This window comes from Streptomyces sp. CoH27 (genome assembly GCF_020181035.1).
Lineage (GTDB): Bacteria > Actinomycetota > Actinomycetes > Streptomycetales > Streptomycetaceae > Streptomyces > Streptomyces camelliae.
The window spans coordinates 43,227-63,640 of the sequence record NZ_JAIQYY010000021.1 but is presented as its reverse complement, the minus strand read 5'-3'; the positions used below and the strand labels follow the sequence as shown (position 1 = coordinate 63,640).

Sequence of the window (20,414 nt, the reverse complement as noted above, 5' to 3'; positions counted from 1 at the left end):
GTGGTCCAGCTGTGGGGCCACGCGCGCGTGCGTGTGTGCGCCGCGGCATGCCGTCCAGCCGCCGGCAGACCGGCAACGGCGGTCTCCAAGCTCCCTGGCGGGTGTGCGGGGCTGTCGTAGGTGTCTCGTAGTCTTGGGGCTGTGCAGGTACTCCACGACGCCCCCCTCGCCCCGCTGACCACCTTCCGGCTGGGCGGTCCCGCGACGCGGCTGGTCACCGCCGTGACCGACGCCGAGGTGATCGACGCTGTCCGCGAGGCCGACGACAGCGGGACGCCGCTGCTGGTGATCGGCGGCGGATCGAACCTGGTCATCGGCGACAAGGGCTTCGACGGCACCGCCCTGCGCATCGCCACGCGCGGTGTGGAGCTGCGCGGCACGACGCTGGAGCTGGCCGCCGGTGAGGTGTGGACGGACGCCGTCGCCAGCACGGTCGAGGCCGGGCTCGCCGGGATCGAGTGCCTGGCCGGCATCCCGGGCTCCGCGGGCGCCACGCCGATCCAGAACGTGGGCGCCTACGGCCAGGAGGTCTCCTCCACCATCACCGAAGTGATCGCCTACGACCGGCACGCCGGCCAGACGGTCACGCTGACGAACGAGGAGTGCGCCTTCTCGTACCGCCACAGCCGTTTCAAGGCCGACCCCGCGCGCTATGTCGTGCTGCGCGTCCGCTTCGGGCTGGAGGACGCCGACGGGCTGTCCGCGCCCGTCAAGTACGCCGAAGCCGCCCGCGCTCTCGGCGTCGAGCCCGGCGACCGGGTGCCGCTGGCCGACGCCCGCGAGACCATGCTGAAGCTGCGCGCCGGCAAGGGCATGGTCCTCGACCCCGAGGACCACGACACCTGGTCGGCCGGGTCCTTCTTCACCAACCCGATCCTCACCGACGGGCAGTTCGCCGCGTTCCACGCGCGTGTGCGGGAGCGGCTGGGAGAGGGCTTCGAGCCGCCCGCGTACCCGGCGGGTGCGGGCCGTACGAAGACCTCCGCGGCCTGGCTGATCGACAAGGCCGGCTTCACCAAGGGCTACGGCACCGGGCCCGCCCGCATCTCCACCAAGCACACCCTCGCCCTCACCAACCGGGGCGAGGCCACGACCGAGGACCTGCTCGCCCTGGCCCGCGAGGTCGTCGCCGGCGTCCACGAGGCCTTCGGGATCACGCTGGTCAACGAGCCGGTCACGGTGGGCGTCAGCCTCTAGGCACAGGGCCCGGAAAACCGCTAGTACGCCACTCCCACTCCCTGCTTCACCGTCCCCTGGTCGTCGATCATCGACAGCATGGCGTGGGCGACGTCCGCGCGGGCGATGAAGCGGCCCTTGCGCGGGAAGCCGCCGATGGCAGTGCGGTAGTGGCCGGTGAGCGGCTTGTCCTGGAGGCGCGGGGGGCGTACGGACGTCCAGTCCGTGCCGCTGCGGGCCAGCTCGGCCTCCATCTCGCTCAGGTCGGCGTAGACGTCCTTCAGGACGGCCCTGACGATGCCCAGCATCCCGCGGTCCAGGGGGCCGTCGCCCTCGGGCGCGGGGCCGACCGGGCCGGCGCTGACCACCAGCAGCCGGCGTACGCCCTCCGCCTCCATGGCGTGCAGGACCGTGCGGGTCAGCCGGGTGGCGACCCCCGCGTCCTTGCGGCTGCGGGCGCCCAGGCCGGACAGGACGGCGTTCCGGCCCGCGACGGCGGCGCGCAGGGGCTCCGGGTCGGTCAGGTCGGCCCGGACCACCTCCAGCGTGTCGCCGGTGACCTCCAGCCGGGCCGGATCACGGACCACGGCGGTGACTCGGTGGCCCGCGTCGAGCGCCTGCCGGACGAGCTCCCGGCCGATCCCGCCGGTGGCGCCGAAAACGGTGAGGTTCATGAGTGCTCCCGTGCCGCTTGGGACTGGTGGGTGAGTATTCACTCACCCCTGCTGGCTCTAGAGTGGGTAAGCACTCACCCACCCGTCAAGCCCGATTGGACGTCCCATGGAGCCGAAGCCGGCGCGAGTCCGCATTCTCGACGCCGCCCACGAGCTGATGCTCACCGTCGGACTCGCCCGCGCCACCACCAAGGAGATCGCGCGCGCGGCCGGCTGCTCGGAAGCGGCTCTCTACAAGTACTTCGACAGCAAGGAAGACCTGTTCGTCCGGGTGCTCGCCGAGCGGCTGCCCCGCCTCACGCCGCTGCTCGGCAGCCTGGCCGCCGAACCGGGCCGGGGCACCCTGGCGGGCAACCTCACCGAGATCGCCCGCCAGGCCGCCCTGTTCTACGAGCAGAGCTTCCCGATCGCCGCCTCCCTGTACGCCGAGACCCAGCTCAAGGAGCGCCACTTCGAGGCCCTGCGCGAGCTCGGCTCCGGCCCGCACCGGCCCATCCAGGACCTGGACGCCTACCTCCGCGCGGAACAGGCCGTCGGCCGCGTCCGTGCCGACGCCGACACCTTCGCGGCCGCCTCCCTGCTGCTGGGCGCCTGCGCGCAGCGCGCGTTCGCCTACGACGCTGCCGGCACGGGGGAGCGGCCGCCGGTCGACGCATTCGCCGCGCGGCTCGCCAGGACGCTGCTGGGCGGAATCTCCGTTGCCGAGGAGCCCTCACAGCCGCGACCCTGAGGCCATGAGGCGGCGTACATGCGGCTGAGGCTGCGCGAGTTCAGATTCCGGACGGGGCCCCACGAGCACCGGGTCGTCCAGCCCTGGCGGCCCCTGCGCCACACCTCGCTGCGCGCCCCCGACCCCATCGGGCTGCTGCTCGGCGACCACGACGGGCTGAACCGGCTCGCCGGGCTGTTCTCCTTCGCCGCATGCTCCCGGCACACGATCGTGCATCTGCCGCTGCGCGACGGCGTGCCCCCCGACGAGGGCGTCGGTGACACCGTCGACCTCGTCCTCGCGCACCACACCCTCGGCCTGCGCCCCAGCCAGTGGCCCGAGCTGCGTCGGAGGCTGCGCCACGGCACCCCGCTGACCGCCCGCACCGACGAGGCACGCACCGCGCGGGACGCCGCCGCCTGGCGCGCCCGCCAGGGCCGTGCCGGCTTCCGGGACGAGCTGCGGCACGCCACGCAGGCGCGTACGTTCTTTCTCCTCGGCAGCCGGGACGTGTTCGCCGAGACAGCCGGCTGGTTCGCCCGTGCGGCCGGCCACGGGCCGTATCAGAAGGGTGTCGCCGAGGGGCGCATGAAGCTGATGGGGGAGATCCCGGCGCTGGTGCAGCCGCCTGGCGGCGGGCACCCCCTCGACGTGCTGATCTGCTTCAAGCCCTATCCGCCCTACGCCCACTTCAGGCGCCCCGGCGAGCCCCTCAGGAGGCCGGGCGGGCCAGCCACTCGTCCACGCCGGCCAGCAGCCGCTCCCTGACGTCCTCCGGCGCGGCCGAACCCCGCACCGACTGGCGGGCCAGCTCGGCGAGTTCGGCGTCCGAGAAGCCGTGGTAGTGCCGGGCGATCTCGTACTGAGCGGCCAGCCGGGAGCCGAACAGCAGCGGGTCGTCGGCGCCGAGGGCGATCGGGACACCCGCCTCGAAGAACGTGCGCAGCGGGACGTCCTCGGGCTTCTCGTACACGCCGAGCGCCACGTTCGACGCCGGGCACACCTCGCAGGTCACCTGCCGGTCCGCAAGCCGCTTCAGCAGCCGCGGGTCCTCCGCCGCGCGCACCCCGTGCCCGATCCGCGAGGCGTGCAGGTCGTCCAGACAGTCCCGGACAGAGGCCGGGCCGGTCAGCTCGCCGCCGTGCGGGGCCGACAGCAGGCCGCCCTCGCGCGCGATGTGGAAGGCCCGGTCGAAGTCCCGCGCCATGCCCCGCCGCTCGTCGTTGGAGAGCCCGAAGCCGACCACGCCCCGGTCCGCGTACCGCACCGCCAGCCGGGCCAGCGTGCGCGCGTCCAGCGGGTGCTTCATGCGGTTGGCGGCGACCAGGACGCGCATGCCGAGCCCGGTCTCGCGGGCGGTCGTCTCCACCGCGTCCAGGATGATCTCCAGCGCCGGGATCAGCCCGCCCAGCCGGGGCGCGTACGACGTGGGGTCGACCTGGATCTCCAGCCAGCCCGAGCCGTCCTTCAGGTCCTCCTCGGCGGCCTCCCGGACCAGGCGCCGGATGTCCTCCGGTTCGCGCAGGCAGGAGCGCGCCGCGTCGTACAGCCGCTGGAAGCGGAACCAGCCCCGCTCATCGGTGGCCCGCAGCTTCGGTGGCTCGCCGCTGGTCAGCGCTTCTGTCAGGGCGTCGGGCAGGCGTACGCCGTACTTGTCGGCCAGTTCCAGCACGGTGGCCGGTCGCATCGAGCCGGTGAAGTGCAGGTGCAGGTGGGCTTTCGGCAGCTCAGAGAGGTCACGTACACGCTCCATTGGAGGATCCTGCCGTACACACCTGTCACACCGGTAGCCGTTTCCCCGTACGTGGTCTTGCTCGCACATACGAACGAGGGGCACCTACTAGTCGCCAGTAGGTGCCCCTCGTCCAAAAATGGACCGCTCAGACCGGTCGGACCGCTCAGTCCCTGGCCTCCGCCAGCAGCTTCTGCATCCGGCTCACACCCTCGACGAGGTCCTCGTCACCGAGCGCGTACGACAGCCGCAGATAGCCCGGCGTGCCGAAGGCCTCGCCCGGGACGACCGCGACCTCGGCCTCCTCCAGGATCAGCGCGGCCAGCTCGACCGAGTTCTGCGGGCGCTTGCCGCGGATCTCCTTGCCGATGAGGGCCTTGACCGACGGGTAGGCGTAGAAGGCGCCCTCGGGCTCCGGGCAGAGCACGCCGTCGATCTCGTTGAGCATCCGCACGATGGTCTTGCGGCGCCGGTCGAAGGCCTCGCGCATCTTCTCGACGGCGGACAGGTCACCGGAGACGGCGGCCAGGGCGGCCACCTGGGCCACGTTGGAGACGTTCGACGTGGCGTGCGACTGCAGGTTCGTCGCGGCCTTGACGACGTCCTTCGGGCCGATGACCCAGCCCACGCGCCAGCCGGTCATGGCGTACGTCTTCGCCACACCGTTGACCACGATGCACTTGTCGCGCAGCTCGGGCAGCAGCGCCGGCAGGGACACGGCGGCCGCGTCTCCGTAGACCAGGTGCTCGTAGATCTCGTCGGTCAGCACCCACAGGCCGTGCTCCAGGGCCCAGCGGCCGATCGCATCGGTCTCGGCCTCGGAGTACACCGCGCCGGTCGGGTTGGACGGGGAGACGAAGAGGACGACCTTGGTCTTCTCCGTGCGCGCCGCCTCCAGCTGCTCCACCGTGACGCGGTAGCCGGTGGTCTCGTCGGCCACGACCTCCACCGGGACACCGCCCGCGAGGCGGATCGACTCGGGGTACGTCGTCCAGTACGGCGCCGGGACGATGACCTCGTCGCCCGGGTCGAGGATCGCCGCGAACGCCTCGTAGATGGCCTGCTTGCCGCCGTTGGTGACGAGGATCTGCGAGACGTCCGGCTCCCAGCCGGAGTCGCGCAGCGTCTTCGAGGCGATCGCGGCCTTCAGCTCGGGCAGGCCGCCGGCCGGGGTGTAGCGGTGGTACTTGGGGTTCTTGCAGGCCTCGACGGCCGCCTCGACGATGTAGTCCGGGGTCGGGAAGTCGGGCTCGCCGGCGCCGAAGCCGATCACCGGACGCCCGGCGGCCTTCAGGGCCTTGGCCTTGGCGTCCACGGCGAGGGTGGCGGACTCGGAGATCGCGCCGACTCGGGCGGAGACCCGGCGCTCGGTGGGAGGGGTTGCAGCGCTCATGGCGCCCATCGTTCCAGACCGGAAATGTCCCCGGCACACGGGTTTCACAGACTGAACAGCCAGGGGTCGGCACGTGAACACGGGTCCGAATCCGGGCCCCGTTCGCCCCTCCGGCCAGGACGATCTTCGGCCACCCTCCCCCGTATGGGCACTTTCTGTTCGACGCCGGGGCGTGGACCACGTACACTCTCACCTCGTTGGCCATCAACAGCCGCCGCCGCAACCGGTGCACACCCCGCACCCGGTCGGATGCGGTACGTTGGGGGACACACAAAGGGTCGTAGCTCAATTGGTAGAGCACCGGTCTCCAAAACCGGCGGTTGGGGGTTCAAGTCCCTCCGGCCCTGCTACACACACCGCCAGGATGTGTGCGCATGTACGTACTGCAATGCACCGCCGTGCGGCTCCAGAAACCGGGCGCGGCACGGCCATGACCCGGGACCAGGTGAGGACGCATGACGGACGCCGTGGGCTCCATCGACACGCCTGACGCCCAGGACGAGCTGTCCGAGTCCAAGAAGAAGGCCCGCAAGGGCGGCAAGCGCGCCAAGAAGGGCCCGCTGAAGCGCCTGGCCACCTTCTACCGCCAGATCATCGCGGAGCTCCGCAAGGTCGTCTGGCCGACTCGTAACCAGCTGACGTCGTACACCACCGTGGTGATCTTCTTCGTCGCCATCATGATCGGCCTGGTGACCGTGATTGACTATGGGCTCAACCACGCGGCCAAGTACGTCTTCGGCTGAGCCAAGAGCGAAGGGCGCCGTGGTACCGGCGCCCGTTTTCGCATGTTCCACCCCTATGTATCCAGGAAGAAGCAGCCACCGTGTCTGACCAGAACCTGAACGACGCCGTCGAGCCGGACGAGTCCGTGGATGACGAGCTCGACATCGTCGAGGGCGCGGACGAGGAGCTGGACGAGGTCGAGGCTGCCGACGCCGAGGCGGGCGAGCCGGCCGAGGACGCCGCGCTGCACGTCGAGGACGAGGACGAGACCGAGGACGCCGAGTCCGACGAGGAGGCCGCCGTCGCGGAGGCCGCCGAGGAGGAGCCGGCCGCGCCCGTCGACCCCGTCGAGGCCCTGCGCGAGGAACTGCGCACTCTGCCCGGCGAGTGGTACGTGATCCACACCTACGCCGGTTACGAGAACCGCGTGAAGACCAACCTGGAGCAGCGCGCCGTCTCGCTGAACGTCGAGGACTACATCTTCCAGGCCGAGGTGCCGCAGGAAGAGGTCGTCCAGATCAAGAACGGCGACCGCAAGACGATCAAGCAGAACAAGCTGCCGGGTTACGTCCTCGTTCGCATGGACCTGACCAACGAGTCCTGGGGCGTCGTCCGCAACACCCCGGGTGTCACCGGCTTCGTCGGCAACGCCTACGACCCGTACCCGCTGACCCTGGACGAGATCGTCAAGATGCTCGCCCCGGAGGCCGAGGAGAAGGCCGCCCGCGAGGCCGCCGAGGCCGAGGGCAAGCCCGCTCCGCAGCGCAAGGTCGAGGTCCAGGTGCTGGACTTCGAGGTCGGCGACTCGGTCACCGTCACCGACGGCCCGTTCGCCACGCTTCAGGCGACCATCAACGAGATCAACGCCGACTCCAAGAAGGTCAAGGGCCTGGTGGAGATCTTCGGCCGCGAGACCCCGGTCGAGCTGTCCTTCGACCAGATCCAGAAGAACTAGTCCATTTCTGGATGTCGCTCTTCCGCGCAGGTCAGGCGGGCTGCCTCAGCCGGTCTGACCTGCTCGGTTTTCAGCCGCGCATCTATACCCGCTATCGTTGTGCGGTATGCCTGCGTCAGGACTCGGTCCTCGCGCGGGCATGGACCCGAATGAAAGGACCCGGAGAGTAATGCCTCCCAAGAAGAAGAAGGTCACGGGGCTCATCAAGCTCCAGATCAACGCCGGTGCGGCGAACCCGGCCCCGCCGGTCGGCCCCGCGCTCGGTCAGCACGGCGTCAACATCATGGAGTTCTGCAAGGCCTACAACGCCGCGACCGAGTCGCAGCGTGGTTGGGTCATCCCGGTGGAGATCACGGTCTACGAGGACCGTTCCTTCACCTTCGTCACCAAGACCCCGCCGGCCGCGAAGATGATCCTCAAGGCCGCAGGCGTCGAGAAGGGCTCCGGCGAGCCGCACAAGACCAAGGTCGCCAAGATCACCGAGGCGCAGGTCCGCGAGATCGCCCAGACCAAGATGCCCGACCTCAACGCCAACGACCTGGACGCCGCGTCGAAGATCATCGCCGGCACCGCCCGCTCCATGGGCATCACGGTCGAGGGCTGACCTCACCCCCCAGTAGTCATGCGGCCGTAGCCGGTCGCACGTGGCAGGGCCTGCTCGGCCCAGGGACCACGACTCCTTACAGAACACACAGGAGCAAGTTGTGAGCAAGCGCAGCAAGGCTCTCCGCGCTGCGGACGCCAAGGTCGACCGGGAGAAGCTGTACGCCCCGCTCGAAGCCGTCCGTCTCGCCAAGGAGACCTCCACGACCAAGTTCGACGCCACCGTCGAGGTCGCCTTCCGTCTGGGTGTCGACCCGCGCAAGGCCGACCAGATGGTCCGTGGCACCGTGAACCTTCCGCACGGCACCGGTAAGACCGCCCGGGTCCTGGTCTTCGCGACCGGTGACCGTGCCGAGGCCGCGCGTGCCGCGGGCGCCGACATCGTCGGCGCCGACGAGCTGATCGACGAGGTCGCGAAGGGCCGTCTGGACTTCGACGCCGTCGTCGCCACCCCGGACCTCATGGGCAAGGTCGGCCGCCTCGGCCGCGTCCTCGGCCCGCGTGGTCTGATGCCGAACCCGAAGACCGGCACCGTGACCCCGGACACCGCCAAGGCTGTGACCGAGATCAAGGGCGGCAAGATCGAGTTCCGCGTCGACAAGCACTCGAACCTGCACTTCATCATCGGCAAGGCGTCCTTCGACGACGCCAAGCTGGTGGAGAACTACGGCGCCGCGCTGGAGGAGATCCTCCGTCTGAAGCCGTCCGCCGCCAAGGGCCGCTACATCAAGAAGGCCGCGGTCAGCACCACCATGGGCCCCGGCATCCAGGTCGACCCGAACCGCACCCGCAACCTCCTCGTCGAGGAGGACCCGGCCGCCGTCTGAGCCTCCCGCTCAGCCCGGTAGCCGCGTCAGGGACGCGTGAACAGAGGGCGGGCCCCGCAACCTTCCAGGTGCGGGGCCCGTCCTTTCTTCGTACGAGCTTTCTTTGTGGGGCCTTTGGCACGACTGTCAGTGCCCTGGGCTACGGTGCAGGGCACACGACTTGCAACAGGGGTGGGACCAGATGAAGAGCACGACCGTTCGCCGTACGGCCCTTTCCATAGCGGTGGTCGCCGCGCTGACCTCCGTGGCAGCCTGCGGCTCCTCCTCGGGCTCCGGCAAGAGTGACAAGGCCGCCGGCGGCACCACGATCCACGTCAGCCCCATCGCCGCCGTGCTGCGCACCGCCGAGCAGTCCACCGACAAGGCGGAGTCGGCGAAGGTGCGCTCCACCATGGTCATCGGCGACGTGATGTCGATGTCGGCGAACGGCGCCATGCACTGGGGCAACGGCCTCACCGGCGACCTGGCCATCACCTACACCGGCGGCAAGCTGGCCGAGGCCATGCACAAGGTCGGTGCGGCACCGACGATGCAGGCCCGGTACCTGCCGGATGCCTACTACGCGAACCTGGGCGGCGTGTCCGCCGAGCGCATGGGCGGCAAGCACTGGATCAAGTACTCGTACGACCTCCTTGCCAAGTTCGGCGGCGCCTCCGGGTCGTACGTGAAGGACCAGATCCGCACCGCCACGCCGAACCAGTCCGTGAAGCTGCTGCTGGCCTCCGGTGACGTCAAGAAGGTGGGCGAGGAGACGGTCGCCGGCGTCCGCACCCGGCACTACTCGGGCACGGTGAACATCGCCGACCTGGCGGGCAAGAACAGCAACATCGGCGCGGACCAGCTGGCCGCCCTGAAGAAGCAGCTCGACCAGGCGGGCATCACCACCGAGACCGTCGACATCTGGCTCAACGACCAGAACCTGCTGGTGAAGAAGGTCGAGAAGGGGGCCACGGCCAAGGGTGAGATGACCAACACCGCCTATTACAGCGACTACGGCGTCCCCGTCACCACCGAGGCCCCGCCGGCCGCCGACACGCTGGACTTCGCCAAGCTCATGAAGTCCAGCGGCGGCCTGCCCAGCGGCACCGCCACGGGCAGCAGCACCAGCACGGGCAGCGGGATCAGCACGACGTCCTGACCCGATTTGCCTGGGCGGGGGGCCGTCCCGTACTCTCCTGAGGAAGCCAAAGACCGCTGGTCGTTGCCGTGCGCTCGAATGAGCGCGCGGTGGCCGAAGGATCCGCTGAAAAGTGGGCGACCCGCGCAGGTGACAGTGGAAGAGCTCCCGGAGTGCGCGCGCCGAGCGCGTGTGCGGCCGGTCGAGTCCGCCCCGTGCACCTGCGCCGGGGCGTTTATTTTTGCCCAGTCCTCCTTCGGGTCCGCGCGGTCAGAATCACCCGGAAGGAGGCCGAGGCTCTATGGCGAGGCCCGACAAGGCTGCCGCGGTTGCCGAGCTGACGGACAAGTTCCGCAGCTCCAACGCCGCCGTGCTGACCGAGTACCGCGGTCTCACCGTGGCGCAGCTCAAGACGCTGCGCCGGTCGCTCGGTGAGAACGCCCAGTACGCCGTGGTGAAGAACACGCTGACCAAGATTGCGGCCGACGAGGCCGGGATCACGCTGCCGGGCGAGCTTTTCGCTGGTCCGACCGCCGTCGCCTTCGTCACCGGTGACCCGGTGGAGTCGGCGAAGGGTCTGCGTGACTTCGCCAAGGAAAACCCGAATCTCGTCATCAAGGGCGGTGTCCTTGACGGCAAGGCGCTGTCCGCCGACGAGATCAAGAAGCTTGCGGACCTTGAGTCCCGCGAGGTTCTGCTCGCCAAGCTGGCGGGCGCCATGAAGGGCAAGCAGACGCAGACTGCTCAGCTCTTCCAGGCGCTTCCGTCGAAGCTCGTCCGCACCGTGGACGCGCTTCGCGCCAAGCAGGACGAGCAGGGCGGTGCCGAGTAATTCGGCTCGCATCATGACCGCCGCCGTCAGGCAGTGGTCGTAGCGGGCCGACGTACGCCCGCCTTACCCAGTACATCCGGCACCAGCCGAACTTAGTGGAAGGAAAGCCATCATGGCTCTCACCCAGGACGAACTGCTCGCCGAGTTCGAGGGCATGACCCTCATCCAGCTCTCCGAGTTCGTGAAGGCGTTCGAGGAGAAGTTCGACGTCACCGCCGCTGCGGCGACCGTCGTCGCGGGCCCGGCCGGTCCGGCCGCCCCGGCCGAGGCCGTCGAGGAGAAGGACGAGTTCGACGTCATCCTCACCGGCGCCGGCGAGAAGAAGATCCAGGTCATCAAGGTCGTGCGTGAGCTGACCTCCCTCGGCCTGAAGGAGGCCAAGGACCTGGTCGACGGCACCCCGAAGCCGGTTCTGGAGAAGGTCAACAAGGAGGCCGCGGACAAGGCCGCCGAGGCCCTCAAGGGCGCCGGCGCGTCCGTCGAGGTCAAGTAAGACCTTCGCGACCGCATGAACGGCCCCCTGGGGCTGTAACGCGAACGCACCGAAGGGCGATCATCCATCCGGGTGGTCGCCCTTCGGCGTTCCCCGGGGTCGGGCCCGGGCTGCCTTGCACCTGTGTTCGTGAGGGGTAAGGTGATCTTCGTCGTGTCTCCGGATGCCCTGGCTCGGGCAAGGGGGGCCTTGACGAACCGCACGCAGCGCGCAATTCTCAGGACGCGTCGCCACAAGGATCCGAATCCGAGGCATGGATCGGCGACGAAGAGGGCAGTATCAACGTGCGTTGAGGGCAGGCATGCCGAGGGCGTTGACGAAGGCGTTGAGAACAACGAGGGTCGCAAGGGTCTCTGGAACCCGGGACTGGACATCAGTGTGCCAAGTGGCTACACTGACCCTTTGCGCTGCCTGTTAGCTGTCCCCTGCCCGTCACCAGGGGTCTGCCCTCACTCGAACGCCGACGACAAAAGCTCCCTTGACCTGGGGTTTCTGTCTCTGCGAATGGGGGAGGGGCCGGCACGCGCGTAGTGAGTCCGAGCCCTCGGAAGGACCCCCTCTTGGCCGCCTCGCGCAATGCCTCGACCGCGAATATGAACAACGGCGCCAGCACCGCCCCGCTGCGCATCTCCTTTGCAAAGATCAAGGAGCCTCTTGAGGTTCCGAACCTGCTCGCGCTGCAGACCGAGAGCTTCGACTGGCTGCTCGGCAACACCGCTTGGCAGAGTCGGGTCGAGGAGGCTCTGGAGAACGGTCAGGACGTCCCCACCAAGTCCGGTCTGGAGGAGATCTTCGAGGAGATCTCCCCGATCGAGGACTTCTCCGGGTCGATGTCCCTGACGTTCCGGGACCACCGCTTCGAGCCGCCGAAGAACTCCATCGACGAGTGCAAGGAGCGCGACTTCACGTACGCCGCCCCGCTCTTCGTCACCGCCGAGTTCACCAACAACGAGACCGGTGAGATCAAGTCCCAGACGGTCTTCATGGGCGACTTCCCGCTCATGACGAACAAGGGCACCTTCGTCATCAACGGCACCGAGCGTGTCGTGGTGTCTCAGCTGGTCCGTTCCCCCGGTGTCTACTTCGACTCCAGCATCGACAAGACGTCCGACAAGGACATCTTCTCCGCCAAGATCATCCCGTCCCGGGGTGCCTGGCTGGAGATGGAGATCGACAAGCGCGACATGGTCGGTGTCCGTATCGACCGCAAGCGCAAGCAGTCGGTCACTGTGCTGCTCAAGGCGCTCGGCTGGACGACCGAGCAGATCCTTGAGGAGTTCGGCGACTACGAGTCGATGCGCGCCACCCTGGAGAAGGACCACACCCAGGGCCAGGACGACGCGCTGCTCGACATCTACCGCAAGCTGCGTCCGGGCGAGCCCCCCACGCGCGAGGCCGCGCAGACGCTGCTGGAGAACCTCTACTTCAACCCCAAGCGTTACGACCTCGCCAAGGTCGGCCGCTACAAGGTGAACAAGAAGCTCGGTGCCGACGAGCCGCTGGACGCCGGCGTGCTCACCACCGACGACATCATCGCCACCATCAAGTACCTGGTGCAGCTGCACGCCGGTGAGACCGAGACGGTGACCGCGACCGGTCGCACGATCATGGTCGAGACCGACGACATCGACCACTTCGGCAACCGCCGTATCCGCAGCGTCGGTGAGCTGATCCAGAACCAGGTCCGTACGGGTCTCGCCCGTATGGAGCGTGTCGTGCGCGAGCGCATGACCACCCAGGACGTCGAGGCGATCACGCCGCAGACCCTGATCAACATCCGGCCGGTCGTCGCCTCCATCAAGGAGTTCTTCGGCACCAGCCAGCTGTCCCAGTTCATGGACCAGAACAACCCGCTGTCGGGGCTGACGCACAAGCGTCGTCTGAACGCCCTCGGCCCGGGTGGTCTCTCCCGTGAGCGGGCCGGCTTCGAGGTCCGTGACGTGCACCCGTCGCACTACGGCCGTATGTGCCCGATCGAGACGCCGGAAGGCCCGAACATCGGTCTGATCGGCTCGCTCGCCTCCTACGGCCGGGTCAACGCGTTCGGTTTCGTCGAGACGCCGTACCGCAAGGTCGTCGACGGCCAGGTCACCGACGAGGTGGACTACCTGACCGCCGACGAGGAGGACCGCTTCGTCATCGCGCAGGCCAACGCCACGCTCGGTGAGGACCTCCGCTTCGTCGAGAACCGCGTGCTCGTCCGCCGCCGTGGCGGCGAGGTCGACTACGTCGGCCCCGAGGACGTGGACTACATGGACGTCTCGCCGCGCCAGATGGTGTCGGTCGCGACCGCCATGATCCCCTTCCTGGAGCACGACGACGCCAACCGTGCCCTCATGGGCGCGAACATGATGCGTCAGGCCGTTCCGCTGATTAAGTCCGAGGCGCCGCTCGTCGGCACCGGCATGGAGTACCGCTCCGCGGTCGACGCCGGCGACGTGGTCAAGGCCGAGAAGGACGGTGTGGTCCAGGAGGTCTCCGCGGACTACATCACCACCGCCAACGACGACGGCACGTACATCACGTACCGCCTGGCCAAGTTCTCCCGGTCCAACCAGGGCACCTCGGTCAACCAGAAGGTCATCGTCAACGAGGGCGACCGCGTCATCGAGGGCCAGGTCCTCGCCGACGGCCCGGCCACCCAGAACGGTGAGATGGCCCTCGGCAAGAACCTGCTCGTGGCGTTCATGCCGTGGGAGGGTCACAACTACGAGGACGCGATCATCCTGTCGCAGCGCCTCGTGCAGGACGACGTCCTCTCCTCGATCCACATCGAGGAGCACGAGGTCGACGCCCGTGACACCAAGCTCGGCCCCGAGGAGATCACCCGGGACATCCCGAACGTCTCCGAGGAGGTCCTCGCCGACCTCGACGAGCGCGGCATCATCCGCATCGGTGCCGAGGTCATCGCCGGTGACATCCTCGTCGGCAAGGTCACCCCGAAGGGTGAGACCGAGCTGACCCCCGAGGAGCGCCTGCTGCGCGCGATCTTCGGTGAGAAGGCCCGTGAGGTCCGTGACACCTCGCTGAAGGTGCCGCACGGCGAGACCGGCAAGGTCATCGGCGTGCGCGTCTTCGACCGCGAGGAGGGCGACGAGCTGCCGCCGGGCGTGAACCAGCTGGTCCGCGTCTACGTCGCGCAGAAGCGCAAGATCACCGACGGTGACAAGCTCGCCGGCCGTCACGGCAACAAGGGTGTCATCTCCAAGATCCTGCCGATCGAGGACATGCCGTTCCTGGAGGACGGCACCCCGGTCGACATCATCCTCAACCCGCTGGGTGTGCCGTCCCGAATGAACCCGGGACAGGTCCTGGAGATCCACCTCGGCTGGCTCGCCAGCCGCGGCTGGGACGTCTCCGGCCTCGCGGACGAGTGGGCCCAGCGTCTGCAGGCCATCGGCGCCGACCAGGTCGCCCCGCGCACCAACGTCGCGACCCCGGTCTTCGACGGTGCCCGCGAGGACGAGCTGGCGGGTCTGCTGCAGCACACCATCCCGAACCGCGACGGCGAGCGCATGGTGCTCCCGTCCGGCAAGGCGCGGCTGTTCGACGGCCGTAGCGGTGAGCCGTTCCCGGACCCGATCTCGGTCGGCTACATGTACATCCTCAAGCTGCACCACCTGGTCGACGACAAGCTGCACGCCCGCTCGACCGGTCCGTACTCGATGATCACCCAGCAGCCGCTGGGTGGTAAGGCCCAGTTCGGTGGCCAGCGGTTCGGTGAGATGGAGGTGTGGGCCCTTGAGGCCTACGGCGCCGCGTACGCCCTCCAGGAGCTGCTGACCATCAAGTCCGACGACGTCACCGGCCGCGTGAAGGTCTACGAGGCCATCGTCAAGGGCGAGAACATCCCCGAGCCCGGCATCCCCGAGTCCTTCAAGGTGCTCATCAAGGAGATGCAGTCGCTCTGCCTGAACGTGGAGGTGCTGTCCAGCGACGGTATGTCCATCGAGATGCGTGACACCGACGAGGACGTCTTCCGCGCTGCGGAGGAGCTCGGTATCGACCTGTCCCGGCGCGAGCCGAGCAGCGTCGAAGAGGTCTGACGGGAGTCCGGTAGGGGCCTCGCCACCGCGTGAGGCCCCCGCCGACCCCCAGGCCCCCGTTTCAGACCAAAGACTTTCGACCCTGAGAGGGATTGACGCATAGTGCTCGACGTCAACTTCTTCGACGAGCTCCGGATCGGCCTGGCCACCGCTGACGACATCCGTCAGTGGAGCCACGGCGAGGTCAAGAAGCCCGAGACCATCAACTACCGCACCCTGAAGCCCGAAAAGGACGGACTCTTCTGCGAGAAGATCTTCGGTCCGACCCGGGACTGGGAGTGCTACTGCGGCAAGTACAAGCGCGTCCGCTTCAAGGGCATCATCTGCGAGCGCTGTGGCGTCGAGGTCACGCGCGCCAAGGTGCGCCGTGAGCGGATGGGCCACATCGAGCTGGCCGCTCCCGTCACGCACATCTGGTACTTCAAGGGTGTCCCGAGCCGGCTGGGCTACCTGCTCGACCTGGCTCCCAAGGACCTTGAGAAGGTCATCTACTTCGCGGCGTACATGATCACGTACGTCGACGAGGAGCGCCGTACCCGCGACCTGCCCTCCCTGGAGGCGCACGTCTCGGTCGAGCGCCAGCAGATCGAGAACCGCCGCGACGCCGACCTGGAGGCCCGCGCCAAGAAGCTTGAGGCCGACCTGGCCGAGCTGGAGGCCGAGGGTGCCAAGGCCGACGTGCGCCGCAAGGTGCGCGAGGGTGCCGAGCGCGAGATGAAGCAGCTGCGCGACCGTGCGCAGCGCGAGATCGACCGCCTCGACGAGGTGTGGGCCCGGTTCAAGAACCTCAAGGTCCAGGACCTGGAGGGCGACGAGCTGCTCTACCGCGAGCTGCGTGACCGCTTCGGCACGTACTTCGACGGCTCGATGGGCGCCGCGGCGCTGCAGAAGCGCCTGGAGTCCTTCGACCTGGAGGAGGAGGCCGAGCGCCTCCGCGAGATCATCCGCACCGGCAAGGGCCAGAAGAAGACCCGTGCCCTCAAGCGCCTGAAGGTCGTCTCCGCGTTCCTGCAGACGTCCAACAGCCCCAAGGGCATGGTCCTGGACTGCGTCCCGGTGATCCCGCCGGACCTGCGTCCGATGGTGCAGCTGGACGGTGGCCGCTTCGCGACCTCCGACCTGAACGACCTGTACCGCCGTGTCATCAACCGCAACAACCGCCTGAAGCGCCTTCTCGACCTCGGTGCGCCCGAGATCATCGTGAACAACGAGAAGCGCATGCTCCAGGAGGCCGTCGACGCGCTCTTCGACAACGGCCGTCGTGGTCGCCCGGTCACGGGCCCCGGCAACCGTCCGCTGAAGTCGCTGTCCGACATGCTCAAGGGCAAGCAGGGCCGCTTCCGTCAGAACCTGCTCGGCAAGCGAGTCGACTACTCGGCGCGTTCCGTCATCGTCGTCGGCCCGCAGCTGAAGCTGCACCAGTGCGGTCTGCCCAAGGCGATGGCGCTGGAGCTGTTCAAGCCGTTCGTGATGAAGCGCCTGGTCGACCTGAACCACGCGCAGAACATCAAGTCCGCCAAGCGCATGGTGGAGCGCGGCCGCACCGTCGTGTACGACGTCCTCGAAGAGGTCATCGCCGAGCACCCGGTGCTGCTGAACCGTGCGCCCACCCTGCACCGCCTCGGCATCCAGGCCTTCGAGCCGCAGCTGGTCGAGGGCAAGGCCATCCAGATCCACCCGCTCGTCTGCACCGCGTTCAACGCGGACTTCGACGGTGACCAGATGGCCGTGCACCTGCCGCTGTCCGCGGAGGCGCAGGCCGAGGCCCGCATCCTGATGCTGTCCTCGAACAACATCCTCAAGCCGGCCGACGGCCGCCCGGTGACGATGCCGACCCAGGACATGGTCCTCGGTCTGTTCTTCCTCACCACCGACGGCGAGCTGCGTGACACCAAGGGCGAGGGCCGCGCGTTCGGCTCCACGGCCGAGGCGATCATGGCGTTCGACGCCGGTGAGCTGGCGCTCCAGTCGGCCGTGGACATCCGCTTCCCGGTGGGCACCATCCCGCCGCGCGGCTGGACCCCGCCGGCCCGCGAGGAGGGCGAGCCCGAGTGGCAGCAGGGTGACTCGTTCCGCCTGCGCACCACCCTGGGCCGCGCGCTCTTCAACGAGCTGCTGCCCGAGGACTACCCGTTCGTCGACTACTCGGTGGGCAAGAAGCAGCTCTCCGAGATCGTCAACGACCTGGCCGAGCGTTACCCCAAGGTCATCGTGGCGGCGACGCTCGACAACCTGAAGGCGGCCGGCTTCTACTGGGCGACCCGTTCCGGTGTCACCGTCGCCATCTCCGACGTCGTCGTTCCCGAGGCGAAGAAGGAGATCGTCAAGGGCTACGAGGCGCAGGACGAGAAGGTCCAGAAGCAGTACGAGCGCGGTCTGATCACCAAGGAAGAGCGCACGCAGGAGCTCATCGCGATCTGGACCAAGGCGACCAACGAGGTCGCCGAGGCGATGAACGAGAACTTCCCCAAGACCAACCCCATCTTCATGATGGTTGACTCGGGTGCCCGAGGAAACATGATGCAGATGCGGCAGATCGCCGGTATGCGTGGTCTGGTGTCGAACGCGAAGAACGAGACCATCCCGCGTCCGATCAAGGCGTCCTTCCGTGAGGGCCTGTCCGTGCTGGAGTACTTCATCTCCACGCACGGTGCCCGTAAGGGTCTGGCGGACACCGCTCTGCGTACCGCCGACTCGGGTTACCTCACCCGTCGTCTGGTCGACGTCTCCCAGGACGTCATCATCCGCGAGGAGGACTGCGGCACCGAGCGCGGCCTCAAGCTCAAGATCGCGGAACGGGGCGCGGACGGCGTGCTGCGCAAGGCGGACGACGTCGAGACGTCCGTGTACGCGCGCTGCCTCGCCGAGGACATCGTGGTCGACGGCCAGGTCCTGGCCCCGGCCGGCACCGACCTCGGTGACGTCCTCATCGACGAGCTGGTCGCCCGTGGCGTCGAGGAGGTCAAGACCCGCTCGGTCCTGACCTGCGAGTCCGCCGTCGGCACCTGCGCGATGTGCTACGGCCGTTCGCTGGCCACCGGCAAGCTGGTGGACATCGGCGAGGCGGTCGGCATCATCGCCGCCCAGTCCATCGGTGAGCCCGGTACCCAGCTGACGATGCGTACCTTCCACACCGGTGGTGTGGCCGGTGACGACATCACCCAGGGTCTGCCGCGTGTCGTCGAGCTCTTCGAGGCCCGTACTCCGAAGGGTGTCGCCCCGATCTCCGAGGCCTCCGGCCGCATCCGGATCGAGGAGACCGAGAAGACCAAGAAGATCGTCGTCACCCCGGACGACGGCAGCGACGAGACGGCGTTCCCGATCTCGAAGCGTGCCAAGGTCCTGGTCCGCGAGGGCGACCACGTCGAGGTGGGCCAGCAGCTCACCGTGGGTGCCACCAACCCGCACGACGTGCTGCGCATCCTGGGTCAGCGTGCCGTCCAGGTCCACCTGGTCGGCGAGGTCCAGAAGGTGTACAACTCGCAGGGTGTGTCGATCCACGACAAGCACATCGAGATCATCATCCGGCAGATGCTCCGCCGAGTGACGATCATCGAGTCCGGCGACGCCGAGCTGCTGCCCGGCGAGCTGGTCGAGCGCTCGAAGTTCGAGACCGAGAACCGTCGTGTGGTCCAGGAGGGCGGTCACCCGGCCTCCGGTCGTCCGCAGCTGATGGGTATCACCAAGGCCTCGCTGGCGACGGAGTCCTGGCTGTCGGCCGCCTCCTTCCAGGAGACGACCCGGGTCCTGACGGACGCGGCGATCAACGCCAAGTCCGACAGCCTCATCGGCCTCAAGGAGAACGTCATCATCGGTAAGCTCATCCCGGCCGGTACGGGTCTGTCCCGCTACCGCAACATCCGGGTCGAGCCGACCGAGGAGGCCAAGGCCGCGATGTACTCGGCCGTCGGCTACGACGACATCGACTACTCGCCGTTCGGCACCGGCTCCGGCCAGGCCGTTCCGCTGGAGGACTACGACTACGGTCCGTACAACCAGTAAGCGAGCAGCATGAAGGGCGGCCACTCCCGTACGGGGGTGGCCGCCCTTCGGCATGCTCAGGGGGTCCGGGGGGACTGAAGGTACGGCTGGAGGTGGTGCAGCCGCGTGTAGTAGTCCGGGTGGGACGCGAGCAGCCGGGCCGGCGTGCTCTCCTCGACCGGCCGTCCGCCGTTCCGCGCGGCCAGCTGCGCCTGCTGCCACTGCTCCTGCTGGTGCATCTTGTCGAGCACGGCCGCCAGCATCGGGGCGAAGCCGAGCGCGGCGGCGTGCTCGTCGGCCCGCAGCTCGGAGCGGCGGCCCACGGCGGCCAGCGCGTACGGCACGGCCAGGATCAGCAGGGGCAGGCCGTAGAGACTGCTGATCGTGGCCATTCCGACACTGCCGACGACGAGGACGAGAAAGCCGATGCCGAAGCAGCCGAAGGCGCGCGAGACCTTGAACATGAAGCCGGAGCAGGCCTTCAGCACCCGCCAGGCCACCCGGCCGGGCAGGGCGTACCAGTAGCCGAGCAGCGAGGACCAGGCGTGGCCGCCGACATGGTGGCCCAGCTCGTGCGCCATGACGGCGGCCAGCTCGCCGTTGGGCAGCCCGTGCATGGCGAAGCGGGTGACGCCGACGATGTGGCCGGCGGCCGCGACCGCGTTCAGGGCGTCGCTGTCCTCCACCCACAGCTCGTAGTTCCGGCCCTCGATCCCGGCGCGGGCCGTGACCTCGCGCCAGACCGGTTCGAGTTTGGCGCGTTCTTGTGGAGTGGGGTAGCGCAGCCGGAGCACATGGCGCGCGAGGGCGCTCTCGGTGGGCCGGTGGAACACGAGTGCGCCGCTGGCGAGCCAGGCGAGTATGACGACGATGCCGAAGCCGCCGAAGAACAGCGAGACCAGGGCGACGACGAACAGACTGCACAGGAAGTTGGGCACGTGCAGCAGCAGGTTTCCGACGGCTGTGGCGTCCGTCTGCCGCTGCTTGGCGGAGACGAAGACGCGCCCTCGGTCGGTGTCGATGTGGTGCGGGTGCTCGGCCGGGGGCGGGGGCACCGGGGACATCGGGGGAGCCGGGGGCGTGGGGGGCGCCGCCGTCGGGTACTGCGGGGCGGGGCCCGGGTACTGGGGCGGCGCGGAGGAGGTGGTTTGCG

Annotated in this window: 16 protein-coding genes and 1 tRNA gene; 13 read left to right on the top strand and 4 right to left on the bottom strand. The window is 68.6% G+C overall.

Translation table 11 applies throughout. The features are described from left to right. Nucleotides 1-141 precede the first annotated feature (141 nt). Complete coding sequence (locus LE548_RS31745) at nt 142-1,197, top strand: UDP-N-acetylmuramate dehydrogenase (RefSeq protein ID WP_225100453.1); 1,056 nt, start codon at nt 142-144, stop codon at nt 1,195-1,197. Between the two features lie 20 nt (nt 1,198-1,217). On the opposite strand, the gene LE548_RS31740 is transcribed toward LE548_RS31745, so the two are convergent. Next, complete coding sequence (locus LE548_RS31740) at nt 1,218-1,850, bottom strand: NAD(P)-dependent oxidoreductase (RefSeq protein ID WP_225100450.1); 633 nt, start codon at nt 1,848-1,850, stop codon at nt 1,218-1,220. 106 nt (nt 1,851-1,956) lie between these two features. Between LE548_RS31740 and LE548_RS31735 the strand changes: the two genes are divergently transcribed. Further along, nucleotides 1,957-2,580, top strand: coding sequence for a TetR/AcrR family transcriptional regulator (locus LE548_RS31735; protein WP_225100449.1), 624 nt, complete (start codon nt 1,957-1,959; stop codon nt 2,578-2,580). Between the two features lie 18 nt (nt 2,581-2,598). After that, nucleotides 2,599-3,327, top strand: a complete 729-nt coding sequence (locus LE548_RS31730) for a hypothetical protein (RefSeq protein WP_225100447.1) — start codon at nt 2,599-2,601, stop codon at nt 3,325-3,327. Here LE548_RS31730 and LE548_RS31725 read toward each other — a convergent pair. Together LE548_RS31725 and LE548_RS31720 are read right to left on the bottom strand one after the other, a co-directional pair. Then, the gene (locus LE548_RS31725; RefSeq protein WP_225100445.1) at nt 3,272-4,312 is read right to left on the bottom strand and encodes an adenosine deaminase; all 1,041 of its coding nucleotides are present in this window, start codon (nt 4,310-4,312) and stop codon (nt 3,272-3,274) included. The two genes, LE548_RS31730 and LE548_RS31725, sit on opposite strands and share 56 nt — an antisense overlap. A gap of 145 nt (nt 4,313-4,457) precedes the next feature. Next, nucleotides 4,458-5,684 (bottom strand): pyridoxal phosphate-dependent aminotransferase, encoded by a 1,227-nt coding sequence (locus tag LE548_RS31720; RefSeq protein WP_225100444.1) that lies wholly within the window; start codon nt 5,682-5,684, stop codon nt 4,458-4,460. Between the two features lie 274 nt (nt 5,685-5,958). Here LE548_RS31720 and LE548_RS31715 point away from each other — a divergent pair. The 10 genes from LE548_RS31715 (at nt 5,959) to LE548_RS31670 (ending at nt 19,282) form a co-directional block, all read left to right on the top strand. Then, nucleotides 5,959-6,031: transfer RNA gene (locus LE548_RS31715), tRNA-Trp, on the top strand. 108 nt (nt 6,032-6,139) lie between these two features. Continuing rightward, complete coding sequence (gene secE, locus LE548_RS31710) at nt 6,140-6,427, top strand: preprotein translocase subunit SecE (RefSeq protein ID WP_225100442.1); 288 nt, start codon at nt 6,140-6,142, stop codon at nt 6,425-6,427. Nucleotides 6,428-6,507: 80 nt separating this feature from the next. Next, a complete protein-coding gene (gene nusG / locus LE548_RS31705; protein WP_225100441.1) occupies nt 6,508-7,362 on the top strand; it encodes a transcription termination/antitermination protein NusG in 855 nt (284 codons plus the stop codon). 169 nt (nt 7,363-7,531) lie between these two features. Beyond that, the gene (gene rplK / locus LE548_RS31700) at nt 7,532-7,966 is read left to right on the top strand and encodes a 50S ribosomal protein L11 (RefSeq protein ID WP_031167035.1); all 435 of its coding nucleotides are present in this window, start codon (nt 7,532-7,534) and stop codon (nt 7,964-7,966) included. Nucleotides 7,967-8,066: 100 nt separating this feature from the next. After that, nucleotides 8,067-8,792: a 50S ribosomal protein L1 gene (gene rplA, locus LE548_RS31695; RefSeq protein WP_225100439.1), complete on the top strand. Its 726-nt coding sequence runs from the start codon at nt 8,067-8,069 to the stop codon at nt 8,790-8,792. Nucleotides 8,793-8,973: 181 nt separating this feature from the next. Beyond that, on the top strand, nt 8,974-9,930 hold the full coding sequence (locus LE548_RS31690; RefSeq protein WP_225100438.1) for a hypothetical protein: 957 nt from the start codon (nt 8,974-8,976) through the stop codon (nt 9,928-9,930). A gap of 280 nt (nt 9,931-10,210) precedes the next feature. Next, complete coding sequence (gene rplJ, locus LE548_RS31685) at nt 10,211-10,741, top strand: 50S ribosomal protein L10 (protein WP_225100436.1); 531 nt, start codon at nt 10,211-10,213, stop codon at nt 10,739-10,741. 109 nt (nt 10,742-10,850) lie between these two features. Then, on the top strand, nt 10,851-11,234 hold the full coding sequence (gene rplL, locus LE548_RS31680; protein WP_225100579.1) for a 50S ribosomal protein L7/L12: 384 nt from the start codon (nt 10,851-10,853) through the stop codon (nt 11,232-11,234). Between the two features lie 560 nt (nt 11,235-11,794). Continuing rightward, complete coding sequence (rpoB, locus tag LE548_RS31675; RefSeq protein WP_225100435.1) at nt 11,795-15,280, top strand: DNA-directed RNA polymerase subunit beta; 3,486 nt, start codon at nt 11,795-11,797, stop codon at nt 15,278-15,280. 102 nt (nt 15,281-15,382) lie between these two features. Further along, nucleotides 15,383-19,282 carry a DNA-directed RNA polymerase subunit beta' gene (locus LE548_RS31670; RefSeq protein ID WP_225100433.1) on the top strand — a complete coding sequence of 1,300 codons (3,900 nt, stop codon included), beginning with the start codon at nt 15,383-15,385 and terminating at the stop codon, nt 19,280-19,282. Between the two features lie 56 nt (nt 19,283-19,338). Here LE548_RS31670 and LE548_RS31665 read toward each other — a convergent pair. Further along, the coding region (locus tag LE548_RS31665) for a M48 family metalloprotease (RefSeq protein ID WP_225100431.1) at nt 19,339-20,414 on the bottom strand (1,076 nt) is incomplete at its 5' end.